12 protein-coding genes are annotated in these 11,814 nt (G+C 67.3%); 4 read left to right on the top strand and 8 right to left on the bottom strand.

Translation table 11 applies throughout. The features are described from left to right. Positions 1 to 2: 2 nt before the first annotated feature. The 4 genes from glpX to NJQ99_RS06535 form a co-directional block, all read right to left on the bottom strand. The gene (glpX, locus tag NJQ99_RS06520; protein ID WP_269331970.1) at positions 3 to 968 is read right to left on the bottom strand and encodes a class II fructose-bisphosphatase; all 966 of its coding nucleotides are present in this window, start codon (positions 966 to 968) and stop codon (positions 3 to 5) included. A 68-nt stretch (positions 969 to 1,036) separates the two neighbouring features. Beyond that, on the bottom strand, positions 1,037 to 2,329 hold the full coding sequence (locus NJQ99_RS06525; RefSeq protein ID WP_269331971.1) for a homoserine dehydrogenase: 1,293 nt from the start codon (positions 2,327 to 2,329) through the stop codon (positions 1,037 to 1,039). Then, positions 2,326 to 3,555, bottom strand: a complete 1,230-nt coding sequence (locus NJQ99_RS06530; RefSeq protein ID WP_269331972.1) for an LL-diaminopimelate aminotransferase — start codon at positions 3,553 to 3,555, stop codon at positions 2,326 to 2,328. The genes NJQ99_RS06525 and NJQ99_RS06530 overlap by 4 nt, the downstream gene beginning before the upstream one ends. A gap of 138 nt (positions 3,556 to 3,693) precedes the next feature. Continuing rightward, the gene (locus tag NJQ99_RS06535) at positions 3,694 to 3,972 is read right to left on the bottom strand and encodes a hypothetical protein (RefSeq protein ID WP_269331973.1); all 279 of its coding nucleotides are present in this window, start codon (positions 3,970 to 3,972) and stop codon (positions 3,694 to 3,696) included. Between the two features lie 96 nt (positions 3,973 to 4,068). Between NJQ99_RS06535 and NJQ99_RS06540 the strand changes: the two genes are divergently transcribed. Next, the gene (locus tag NJQ99_RS06540) at positions 4,069 to 5,904 is read left to right on the top strand and encodes a PHA/PHB synthase family protein (RefSeq protein WP_269331974.1); all 1,836 of its coding nucleotides are present in this window, start codon (positions 4,069 to 4,071) and stop codon (positions 5,902 to 5,904) included. 452 nt (positions 5,905 to 6,356) lie between these two features. Here NJQ99_RS06540 and argC read toward each other — a convergent pair whose 3' ends face one another. From argC to NJQ99_RS06560, 4 genes are all read right to left on the bottom strand, one after another. Beyond that, a complete protein-coding gene (gene argC, locus NJQ99_RS06545; RefSeq protein ID WP_269331975.1) occupies positions 6,357 to 7,394 on the bottom strand; it encodes an N-acetyl-gamma-glutamyl-phosphate reductase in 1,038 nt (345 codons plus the stop codon). A gap of 127 nt (positions 7,395 to 7,521) precedes the next feature. Further along, on the bottom strand, positions 7,522 to 8,010 hold the full coding sequence (rpsI, locus tag NJQ99_RS06550; protein ID WP_269331976.1) for a 30S ribosomal protein S9: 489 nt from the start codon (positions 8,008 to 8,010) through the stop codon (positions 7,522 to 7,524). Positions 8,011 to 8,013: 3 nt separating this feature from the next. After that, on the bottom strand, positions 8,014 to 8,478 hold the full coding sequence (gene rplM, locus NJQ99_RS06555; protein WP_269331977.1) for a 50S ribosomal protein L13: 465 nt from the start codon (positions 8,476 to 8,478) through the stop codon (positions 8,014 to 8,016). Positions 8,479 to 8,618: 140 nt separating this feature from the next. Beyond that, positions 8,619 to 9,035, bottom strand: coding sequence for a PaaI family thioesterase (locus NJQ99_RS06560; protein WP_269331978.1), 417 nt, complete (start codon positions 9,033 to 9,035; stop codon positions 8,619 to 8,621). A gap of 86 nt (positions 9,036 to 9,121) precedes the next feature. Here NJQ99_RS06560 and NJQ99_RS06565 point away from each other — a divergent pair, with 86 nt between their 5' ends. Genes NJQ99_RS06565 through NJQ99_RS06575 form a run of 3 tightly spaced genes read left to right on the top strand, consistent with a single transcriptional unit; the run spans position 9,122 to position 11,770 of the window. Beyond that, positions 9,122 to 9,949 carry an enoyl-CoA hydratase gene (locus NJQ99_RS06565; protein ID WP_331283276.1) on the top strand — a complete coding sequence of 276 codons (828 nt, stop codon included), beginning with the start codon at positions 9,122 to 9,124 and terminating at the stop codon, positions 9,947 to 9,949. Between the two features lie 7 nt (positions 9,950 to 9,956). Beyond that, positions 9,957 to 10,445, top strand: a complete 489-nt coding sequence (locus NJQ99_RS06570) for a CoA-binding protein (RefSeq protein ID WP_269331979.1) — start codon at positions 9,957 to 9,959, stop codon at positions 10,443 to 10,445. A gap of 44 nt (positions 10,446 to 10,489) precedes the next feature. Next, positions 10,490 to 11,770 carry an O-acetylhomoserine aminocarboxypropyltransferase gene (locus NJQ99_RS06575; RefSeq protein ID WP_269331980.1) on the top strand — a complete coding sequence of 427 codons (1,281 nt, stop codon included), beginning with the start codon at positions 10,490 to 10,492 and terminating at the stop codon, positions 11,768 to 11,770. Positions 11,771 to 11,814: the final 44 nt, after the last annotated feature.

Genomic DNA, 11,814 nt, shown 5'->3' on the forward strand with positions numbered 1-11,814 from the left:
GATCAGCTGAACTTGCCGGGCTTCTGATGGCGCGCGGTGATCCAGCGCACGGTCTGCGTGGAAGAGCGCATGACGATGGAGTGCGTGGTGACGATGTGCCCTTCCCGCTTCACGCCGGAGAGCATCGAACCGCTCGTCACGCCGGTCGCGGCGAACATCACGTCGCCGGACGCCATCTCTTCCATCGCGTACTTCTTGTTGAGGTCGGTCACGCCGATGCGGTGGGCGCGCGCCTTCTCCTCCTCGTTGCGGAAGACGAGACGGCCCTGCATCTGTCCGCCGATGCAGCGCAGCGCGGCGGCCGCCAGCACGCCCTCGGGCGCGCCGCCGGTGCCGAGATAGATGTCGATGCCGGTCGCCGCGTCCGTCGTGTGGATCACGCCCGCCACGTCCCCGTCGGTGATGAGGCGGATCGAGGCGCCCGTGCTGCGCACGCGGTCGATGATGTCGGCATGGCGCGGCCGGTCGAGGATGCAGGCCGTGATCTCGCTCGGATGGCACTTCTTGGCGGTCGCGAGTTCCTTGATGTTCTCCGCCGGATCGGCGTCGAGGTCGACCACGCCAGCCGGCAGGCCCGGTCCGACCGCGATCTTGTCCATGTAGACGTCGGGCGCGTGCAGCAGGGAGCCGCCCTCCGCCATCGCGATCGTGGTCAGTGCGTTCGGCATGGCCTTCGCTGTCAGCGTCGTGCCCTCCAGCGGGTCGAGCGCGATGTCGACGTCCGGGCCGTCGCCGGTGCCCACCTCCTCGCCGATGAAGAGCATGGGGGCCTCGTCCCGCTCCCCCTCGCCGATCACGATACGCCCCTTGATCGGGAGCGTATTGAGCGCGCGGCGCATGGCGTCCACCGCCGCCTGGTCGGCCGCCTTCTCGTCACCGCGGCCGATGAGGCCGTAGCAGGCCACCGCGGCCGCCTCCGTCACCCGCACCAGCTCCAGCGTCAGGACGCGATCGAGCACACCGCCCATGTTCCGTTCCCCTTCCCTTCAATGTCCGCCCGCGGTCCCGGTCTGCCGGAACGCCGTCGCAAGGCGTATCAGCTTCCTACCACGCGAATGAGGTGCGGCGCTTCCCGCACCGTGTCGAAGGCCGAGATCTCGGCCAGCGCCGCCTGCATCTCCGCCTCGCGCGTCTCATGCGTGATGATCACGACGGGCACCGCCGCACCCGGCGCGCGACCCCGCTGTATCATCTGATCGATTGACACTTCGTGACGGGCGAGCGTCGTCGTGATCGCCGCCATCACGCCCGGCTTGTCCACCACCGTGAGCCGCAGGTAGTAGACGCCCACCCGCTCCGCGATGTCGATCGGCGCGACGTCCGAGAGCGTTCCCACGGGCTGGCCGAACACCGGAAGTCGCAGGCCCCGCGCGATATCGACGAGGTCTGCAACCACCGCCGAAGCTGTCGGCCCCTCGCCCGCGCCGCGCCCGACGAGGATCGTGCGCCCCACAGCGTCCCCCTCGGTCACCACCGCGTTCTCCACACCGTCCACGTCGGCAATGGGCGCGCCGAGCGGCACCATGCACGGATGTACGCGCTGGTCGACCCCGTCACCGCGCCGCCGCGCCATGCCCAGAAGCTTGATCCGGTAGCCAAGTTCGCGGGCGAAGGCGATGTCCTCGGCCGAGACCTGCTCGATCCCCTCCACGTGCACGGCGTCGAAATTGACCGGCATGCCGAAGGCGACGGCGGCGAGGATCGCCAGCTTGTGCGCCGTGTCGATGCCGCCGACGTCGAAGGTCGGATCGGCCTCGGCATAGCCCAGCGCCTGCGCCTCCCGCAGCACCAGTTCGAAGGCGCGCCCGCTCGTCTCCATGTCGGAGAGGATGTAGTTGCAGGTGCCGTTCAGGATTCCGTAGACGCGATCGATGCGGTTGGCCGCAAGGCCCTCCTTCAGCGCCTTGATGACGGGGATGCCGCCGGCGACCGCCGCCTCGAATGCGAGCGCGAGGCCGCGGTCCTCGGCCAGCGTGGCGAGCCGCGTGCCGTGCGTCGCGATGAGCGCCTTGTTGGCGGTCACCACGTCCTTGCCGGCACCGAGCGCGGCCTCCACCGTCTCCAGCGCGGCGCCGTTTGCACCGCCCATGACCTCGACGACCACATCGACGTCGTCGCGCACGGCCAGCGCGCGCGGATCGTCCTCCCACGCGACGCCCGAAAGGTCGATGCCCCGGTCCTTCGTCCGGTCGCGCGCCGAAACCGCGGTCACGGCGATACGGCGGCCGCAGCGCGCGGCGATCAGGTCGCCGTTCGTTTCGAGAATTTTCAGCACACCGGCGCCGACGGTGCCGACCCCGGCCAATCCCACCCGAATCGTCTGGCTCACGTTTCCCCCGCGCGGTCCTGTTCCGCCTTGTCGTCAGAGAGGTTGTGCGTGCCGGTTTGCAGCAGCCTCTTCACACTGCGCGCGGCCTGGCGGATCCGGTGCTCGTTCTCGACGAGGCCAATACGCACATAGCCCTCGCCATGCTCCCCGAAGCCGATTCCCGGCGCGACCGCCACGTCGGCTTCCTGCAACAGCAGCTTGGAGAAGCCGAGCGAGCCGAGGTCCCGGAACCGCTCCGGCACCGGGGCCCAGGCGAACATCGTCGCGGGCGGGGCCGGGATGTCCCAGCCCGCGCGCCCCATCGCCTCGACGAGGGTGTCGCGGCGCGACTTGTAGACCGCGCGGATCTCGTCCACGCAGTCCTGCGGGCCGTTGAGCGCCGCGGTCGCCGCCACCTGGATCGGCGTGAACGCGCCATAGTCCAGATAGGACTTGATCCGCCCCAGCGCGGAAATCAGCCGCTCGTTCCCGACGCCGAAACCGATGCGCCAGCCCGGCATCGAATAGGTCTTGGACAGCGAGGTGAACTCCACCGCGATGTCGCGCGCGCCCTCCACCTCGAGGATCGAGGGCGGCGGGTTGCCGTCGAAATAGATCTCGGAATAGGCGAGATCGGAGAGGATGTAGATGTCGTGCTTCTTCGCGAAGGCGACCGCGCGCCGATAGAAGTCGAGGTCCACGACCTGCGCCGTCGGGTTCGACGGGAAGCTGAGCACCATCATCGACGGCGGCGGCACGGAATGATGCACCGCACGCTCCAGCCCCTCCAGGAACTGCTCCGGATCGGTCGCCGGGATCTGCCGGATCGCGGCGCCCGCAATGATGAAGCCGAAGGCGTGGATCGGGTAGCTGGGGCTCGGCACCAGGATCACGTCGCCCGGCGCGGTCACGGCCTGCGCGAGGTTCGCCAGCCCCTCCTTGGAGCCGAGGGTGACGATCACCTCCCGCTCCGGATCGAGCTTCACGCCGAAGCGCCGCTCGTAATAGGCGGCCTGCGCGCGCCGAAGGCCGGGGATACCGCGGGACATGGAGTAGCGGTTGATCCGCGGCTTGCCCATCGTCTCCACCAGCTTGTCGACGATGTGCTGCGGCGTCGGCATGTCGGGGTTGCCCATGCCGAAGTCGATGATGTCGGCACCGCGGGCGCGGGCCTGTGCCTTGAGACGGTTGACCTCTTCGAAGACGTAAGGTGGCAGGCGGCGGATTCGGTGAAACTCGGAGGTCATGGCTCTTCGCGCGCTCGATGGCTGGGCGGGGCCGGAGACGCGCTCCGACCCCCTTGGAAGCCGCGACTTATAACGGGAGTTGCAGCCGCGTTCCACACCCTTCACCAATGAAGGGCCCTGCAGCGTGCGCAGCCCTTGTCAGCGCGCCGTCCCACCCCCATAGAGAACGGAGGCGGCGTCCTGTTCGGCCCGCATCCGCGTCACCTCCGCATCGAGGGCCGCGGCACGGGCGCGCAGGTCGGCAATCTCGGCCGTGCGCGCCTCGGCGCTCGCCTCCGGCTGGGGCACGGGCGGCACCTCGACGATGCGCGGATAGCTGCCGTTGCCCGAGGCGCAGCCCGCGAGCGTGGCGGCGAGGCCGAGTACGAGGAGAGGCCGGGGCCGAATCCGTGGCGACCCTTGTGATGTGATGGTCATGGGCGCACGATACGTGAGGAGAGCCGCTTCGCCAATGCGCCGGAGCGCGTGCATGGCGGCGGCGGTGAGGTTCGACGCAGGGAAAGGCCGGTTCCGATGAGCGACAAGGGTCATAAGACAGGCGCGGGAGAGAAGGCCGGCACGGCGGAGACGCCCCTGCCGGATCCGACGGCGTTCGCCGCCAACATGATGAAGGTGTCGGCCCGCAGCCAGCGCCTGATCTCCGATTTCCTGTCGCGCCAGGGCACCGAAGACCAGGGGCCGCAGATCCCCGACCCGATGAACCTCGCGCAGGCCTTCACGAGCCTGATGACGGCCGTCGCCGCGCATCCGCAGAAGGTGGCGGACGCGCAGATGTCGTTGTGGGCGAACTATCTCGATCTCTGGCAGACGGCGGCGAGCCGCATGGCCGGCAACGAGGCCGCGCCGAAGGTTGCGCCCGAGCGCGGCGACAAGCGCTTCAAGGACGCCGGCTGGAACGAGGCCGTGTTCGACTTCATCAAGCAATCCTATCTCGTCACCGCGCGCTGGATCATGGAAACGGTGCACGACATCGACACGGAGCTTGAGCCGAAGGACCGCCAGAAGCTGGAGTTCTACACCAAGCAGTTCGTGGACGCGCTCTCGCCCTCCAACTTCGTGATGACGAACCCCGAGGTGCTGCGCGCCACGGTGGAGAGCAACGGCGAGAACCTCGTGCGCGGGCTCGAAAACCTGTTGGAGGATCTGGAGCGCGGCAAGGGCAAGATCGCGATCCGCCAGACCGATCTCGATGCGTTCGAGGTGGGGCGCAACCTCGCGCTGACGCCCGGCAAGGTGATCTACCAGAACGACCTGATGCAGCTTCTGCAATACACGCCGACGACAGAGACCGTGTACAGGCAGCCGCTGCTCATCATCCCGCCGTGGATCAACAAGTTCTACATCCTCGACCTGCAGCCGAAGAACTCCTTCATCAAGTGGGCGGTGGCGCAGGGATACACGGTCTTCGTCGTCTCCTGGGTGAACCCGGACGAACGGCAGGCCGACAAGACCTTCGAGGACTATATGAAGGAGGGCATCTTCGCCGCCCTCGACGCGATCGAGAAGGCGACGGGGGAGCGGCAGGTCTCGGCCATCGGTTATTGCATCGGCGGAACGCTGCTCACCGCCACCCTCTCGCTGATGGCGGCGCGCGGCGACGACCGCATCGCCAACGCCACCTTCTTCGCCTCGCAGTCCGACTTCAAGGAAGCAGGCGAACTGACCGTCTTCATCGACGAGCCGCAGATCGACCACCTGGAAGAGCAGATGAAGAGCCGCGGGGGCTATCTCGAAGGCTCGAAGATGGCGAACGCGTTCAACATGCTGCGCTCGAACGACCTGATCTGGTCCTTCGTCGTCAACAACTACCTGCTGGGCAAGGATCCGTTCCCGTTCGACCTGCTCTACTGGAACTCCGATTCCACGAACATGCCGTACCGGATGCACGCGTTCTACCTGCGCGAATGCTATCTGAAGAACAACCTGGCCGAGGGCCGCATGGTGCTGGGGGGCGAGAAGCTCGACGTCGGCAAGATCAAGATCCCGATCTACATGCAGTCCTCGAAGGAGGACCACATCGCGCCGGTGAAGTCGGTCTACCGCGGGGCGAAGCTCTATGGCGGGCCGGTGCGCTTCATGGTGGCGGGCTCGGGCCACATCGCAGGCGTCATCAACCACCCCGACGCCAACAAGTACCAGCACTGGCTGAGCGAGGTGCGCAAGCTACCCCCCACCTTCGAGCAATGGTTCGAGAAGGCGACGGAATATCCCGGCTCCTGGTGGCTGGACTGGGACAAGTGGCTGTCGCGCAAGTCCGGGCCGAAGGTGCCCGCCCGCAAGCCGGGAGACGGCAAGCTCGCACCAATCGAGGACGCGCCGGGCTCCTATGTGAAGATGAAGGGCGGCTGAAGGCGGAATTCCGAGCGCCCTCTCCGTCGCTTATCCCGGGGCTCGTTTCTGGGAAACCCTGCCCCCTCCCCCGTCATCCCCGGCCCCCGTGCCGGGGAGCCATTATCGCTGACGGAGGCGGACGAAGCGAAAGCGGTCGCCGCCGCCCCCTTCAAGAGGCAGCCGCCCCGGGCATGGGCCCTCGGGACAAGCCCAAGGGCGACATTTCCATGAAAGCGTCATTCCCGGGCTTATGCCGGCGAAACGCTCGCGCCCCCTCCCCCGTCATCCCCGGCCCCCGTGCCGGGGATCTATTATCGCTGACGGAGGCGGACGAAGCGAAAGCGGTGGCCGCCACCACCTTCAAGAGGCAGCCGCCCCGGGCATGGCCCCTCGGGACAAGCCCGAGGGCGACACATCTGCAAAAGCCGTCAGTCTCTGAGGCACGAGGCCCGAAAGCGGCGCTCACGCCCTCACGGAAACAGCGGAAGCTGGTCGATGCCCATGGTCTCCGGGTAGCCGAGCATGAGGTTCATGTTCTGGATCGCCTGGCCGCTCGCGCCCTTCACGAGGTTGTCGAGGGCTGAGAGCACGATCACCCGGTCGGGCGCGCGGTCCTGCACGACCCCGATGTGGACGTAGTTCGAGCCGCGCACGTGATGCGTCGAGGGCACCTTGCCTGCGGGCAGGACATGCACGAACGGCTCGTCCGCGTAAGCCTCGGCAAGGCAGGCGCGCACCGCATCCGCACCGCCCGCCGCCCGCACATAGCAGGTGGCGAGGATGCCGCGGTTCATCGGCACGAGATGCGGCGTGAAGCTCGCGAGCACGGGCGTGCCGGCGGCCTTCGTGAACTCCTGGTCGAGCTCGGCCATGTGCCGGTGACGCCCAACGCCATAGGCGGCAAAGCCCTCCCCCACCTCGGCGAAGAGTGTGTTCTCCTTCGGCGCACGGCCCGCCCCCGTCACACCCGACTTCGCGTCGATCACGATGGGATCGGGCGCGATGACCTTCTCCCGCAGCGCAGGCAGCAGCGCGAGCAGCGCGGTCGCGACATAGCAGCCGGTGTTGGCGACGACGCGCGCCGACCGGATCCGGTCGCGGTAGACCTCCGGCAGGCCGAAGACGACCTCTTTCTGAAGGTCGAGCGCGGCATGGTCGTGCCCGTACCATTCGGCGTATTTCGCCGGGTCCTCCAGCCGGAAGTCGGCGGAGAGGTCGACGACTTTCAGGTGCGCGGGCAGGTCCTTCACGACGCGCTGGGTCGTCGCATGCGGCAGGCCGCAGAAGACCGCGTCGATGCCGGACCAGTCGACCTCCTCCATGGAGACGAGCGGCGGCAGGTCGAGGCCGGCAAAGTGCGGGAAGACGTCTGCCATCTCCTGCCCGGCCTTCCGGTCGGCGGTGATGGCGGCGATGGTCATGCGCGGGTGACGCGCGGCCAGACGGACCAGTTCCGCGCCCGTGTAGCCGGATGCCCCGAGAATGGCGATGCGTGTCTTGTCCGTCATGGTCCTTCAACTCCCGAAATGTCGTTGGCCGGGTCTTGCCTCGATTGCCGTCCGGCTGGGCAAAGAAAAAGGGCGGCCAACCCGGCCGCCCTTTCGTAACCCCTGAAGCGGGGATAGGGGAAGCGGATCAGCGCTTCGAGAACTGCGGCGAACGGCGGGCCTTGTGGCGACCGTACTTCTTCCGCTCGACGGTACGGCTGTCGCGGGTCAGGAAGCCCGCTGCCTTCAGCGCACCGCGCAGGTCCGGTTCGAAGAAGGTGAGCGCGCGCGAAATGCCGTGCTTCACCGCGCCCGCCTGGCCCGAAAGGCCGCCGCCGGCAACGGTGCAGATCACGTCGAACTCACCCTCGCGGCCCGCGATCTTGAACGGCTGGTTGATCACCATGCGCAGAACGGGACGCGCGAAATAGGTCTCCTGATCGCGGCCGTTGACCGTGATCTTGCCGCTGCCGCGCTTGATCCAGACGCGGGCGACCGCGTCCTTCCGCTTGCCGGTGGCATAGGCCCGGCCCTGTGCGTCGATCTTCGGCTCGGCCGGCGCTTCGGCGGCGGCGACGGCGGCAGAGCCCTCGCCCAGTTCGGACAGATCGCCGAGAATACGTGGTTCCTGTGCCATGGATTAACCGAGCCTCGTGTTCTTGCGGTTGAGCGACGCGATGTCGAGCGCCTCCGGCGACTGGGCCGCGTGCGGATGCTCCGGACCCGCGTAGACGCGCAGGTTCTTCATCTGCTGACGGCTCAGCGGGCCGCCGGGCAGCATCCGCTCGACCGCCTTGACCAGCACCCGCTCCGGGAAGCGGCCGTCGAGCACCTTGTCGGCGGTGCGCGACTTGATCCCACCCGGATAGCCGGTGTGCCAGTAATAGGTCTGCTGCGTCCGCTTGCGGCCGGTGAAGCGCACCTTCTCCGCATTGACGACGATGACGTTATCGCCGCAATCCATGTGCGGGGTGAACGTCGGCTTGTGCTTGCCGCGCAGGCGCGTGGCGATGATGGCTGCAAGCCGGCCGACCACGAGACCGTCGGCGTCGATGACGACCCACTTCTTCTCGATCTCCGACGGCTTGGCGGAGTAGGTTTTCATGGAACCCTCTTTGACCTGGGCGAATTCGGTGCTGTCGGATACGTGGCCTGCGCGCCCCTGTCAAGCGTGAAGGCCGCGAAATTCGCCCCGTTTTTCAGTGCCGTTACGTATAAGGTAACTGGATACCGCAAATTTTGGCACTAGCGCCGCGGCGGGATCGCATAGGTCAGCGTGGCGTGCGCGACGGGCGCGTCGTGGCCTTGCGAATAGATGGTCACGTCGCCGGTCGCGAGCAGCTTGCCGAGCTTCAGGATCCGCGCCTTGCCGATCAGGTCGGCGGGTGCGGGCTTCCTCAGGAAGTTGATGTTGAGATTGGTGGTGACGGCCAGCCCCACGGGGCCGATCTGGGCGAGCAAGGCGATGTAGAGCCCGGTGTCGGCCAGCAGCATCATCGAGGGGCCCGACATGGTCCCGCCGGGGCGCAGGTGCCGGTCGGCGAAGGGCACGCGCACGGTCGCGGTCATCTCCCCCACCTCGTCGACGACCACGTCGCCGCTTGCCTGCGGGAACTCGGTCTTCATGAAGTCCTGCAGTTCCGCGACCGTCATCACCGTCATGCGCTCCCCTCCCCCTCTGCCGGTACCCCTGCCCGTTTCGCCGGGCCGATCCATCGTTTATATGTCTGGAAAAGGGAGGACACGGGATGAGCACGGCGTCAATGGCTGCAGACAGCAAGGCAGCCCCGGTCTTCGTGCGGGAAACCCGCGAGGGACCGGTCTATCGCATCACGCTGGCGAACGCGGCTGCGCGCAACGCGCTCTCGCGCGCAGCGATGGACGAGATTTCGGCAGCGCTGACCCGCGCCGCGGAGGACGCAGACGCCCGCGTCGTGGTGATCGGGCACGAGGGGCCGGCCTTCTCCGCCGGCCACGACCTGAAGGAGATGCAGGCCGCGAGGCGCTCTGCCGATGGCGGGCGAGCCTTCTACGACGCGCTGTTCGCCCAATGCTCCGACATGATGATGCAGGTGGTGCGCTGCCCCAAGCCGGTGATCGCGGAGGTCGACGGCGTGGCGAGCGCGGCGGGCTGCCAGCTCGTCGCGAGCTGCGACCTCGCCTATGCGAGCGAGACCTCGCGCTTCGCGACGCCGGGGGTGAACATCGGGCTCTTCTGCTCGACGCCGATGGTCGCGCTCACGCGCAATGTCGCGCGCAAGCACGCAATGGAGATGCTGCTGACCGGTGAGATGATCGGCGCGGACGAGGCGCAGGCCATCGGTCTTCTCAACCGCGCGGTGCCGCAGGCGGACCTGAGCGCGACGGTGCGCCGGTTGGCGGAGACGATCGCGTCGAAATCCCCCCTCACGCTGAAGACCGGCAAGGAGGCCTTCTACGTGCAGGCCGAGATGGGGCTTGCCGACGCCTATGCCTACACCGCCCGTGTGATGGCGGAGAACATGATGGCGCGCGACGCCAACGAGGGCATCGGCGCCTTCGTCGAGAAGCGCCCCCCCACCTGGACCGGAAGCTGACGCGATCATGGATCACGATCGCTACGAGGACGCCTACATCAAGGCGATCCTGAACGAGACGAAGACCGTCGCCATGGTCGGCGCCTCGCCCAATGTCATGCGGCCGTCGTTCTTCGTCCTGAAATACCTGCTGGAGAAGGGATATACGGTCTACCCCGTGAACCCCGGCCATGCAGGCAAGGAGATCTGCGGGCAGACCGTCTACGCCACCCTCTCCGACCTCCCCCGCCCCGTCGACATGGTGGACGTCTTCCGGGCCAGCGAGCATGTCCTGCCGATCGTCGAGGAGGCCATCGCCATCGGCGCGAAATGCGTCTGGATGCAGCTCGGCGTGCGCAACGACGAGGCCGCGAAGGCCGCGGAGGACGCGGGTCTCAAGGTCGTGATGAACCGCTGCCCGAAGATCGAGTTCGGGCGGCTCTCGCGGGAAATCGGCTGGATCGGCGTGAACTCGCGGCGTATAAGCTCGAAGCGTAAACCCGCGGTTGGCTCGTAAGACGCGCATTTACCGCAATCATGACTGTAATTAGGGAGGGGCATATGACGAACCCCGGATTCGAGACCTTGTGCATCCACGCGGGCGCGGCCCCCGACCAGAGCACGGGCGCGCGCGCGACGCCGATCTACCAGACGACGTCCTATGTGTTCGACGATGCGGAACACGCCGCGACGCTGTTCAATCTCCAGGCGTTCGGCAACATCTACAGCCGCCTCGGCAACCCGACGTGCAATGTGCTGGAGGAGAAGATCGCAGCGCTCGAGGGCGGCACGGCGGCGCTTTCGGTCGCGAGCGGCCACGCGGCGCAGCTTCTGATCTTCCACACGCTGATGCAGCCCGGCGACGAGTTCGTGGCCGCGACGCAGCTTTATGGCGGCTCGATCAACCAGTTCAGCCACGGCTTCAAGAAATTCGGCTGGAACGTGCGCTGGGCGGATTCGACCGACGCCGAGAGCGTGAAGGCGCAGATCACCGACAAGACGAAGCTCGTCTGGATCGAGAGCCTGGCGAACCCCGGCGGCGTGGTCTCCGACATCGCGGGCATCGCGAAGGTCTGCCGGGACGCGGGTGTCGTGCTGGCCGTCGACAACACGATGGCCTCGCCCTATCTCTGCCGCCCGATCGAGCATGGCGCGAACATCGTCATGCACTCTGCGACGAAGTTCCTGGGCGGCCACGGCAACTCCATCGCGGGTCTGCTGGTCGACGGCGGCAACTTCGACTGGTTCGCCCATGCCGACAAGTACCCGACCCTGACCAAGCCGTCCGACAGCTATCATGGCCTGACCTTCGCGGAGACGTTCGGCAATTTCGGCTTCGCGATCGCGGCGCGCGCACTCGGCCTGCGCGACCTCGGCCCGGCGCTCTCGCCCTTCAACGCCTTCCTCGTTCTGACGGGCATGGAGACGCTGCCGCTGCGCATGGCGCGCCATTGCGAGAACGCGCAGAAGGTCGCGGAGTGGCTGGACGCGCACCCGAAGGTCGAGTGGGTGAACTATGCCGGCCTGCCCGGTAACGACAGCCACGAGCGGGCGAAGAAATACTGCCCCAAGGGTGCGGGCGCGGTCTTCACCTTCGGCGTGAAGGGCGGCTACGAGGCCGGCAAGAAGCTGATCGACAGCGTGGAGATGTTCAGCCACGTGGCGAACATCGGCGACACGCGCTCGCTGATCATTCACCCGGCGTCCACGACGCACCGGCAGCTTGAGGCCTCGGCGCTGGAGAAGGCGGGCGTGAAGCCGGAGACGGTGCGCCTCTCCATCGGGATCGAGACGATCGACGACATCATCTCCGATCTCGACCAGGCGCTCGCGCAGGTCTGAGACACGACGCGGAACGCAAAGGGGGCGGGCTCCTTCCGGACCCG

This window comes from Futiania mangrovi, assembly GCF_024158125.1.
Lineage (GTDB): Bacteria > Pseudomonadota > Alphaproteobacteria > Futianiales > Futianiaceae > Futiania > Futiania mangrovi.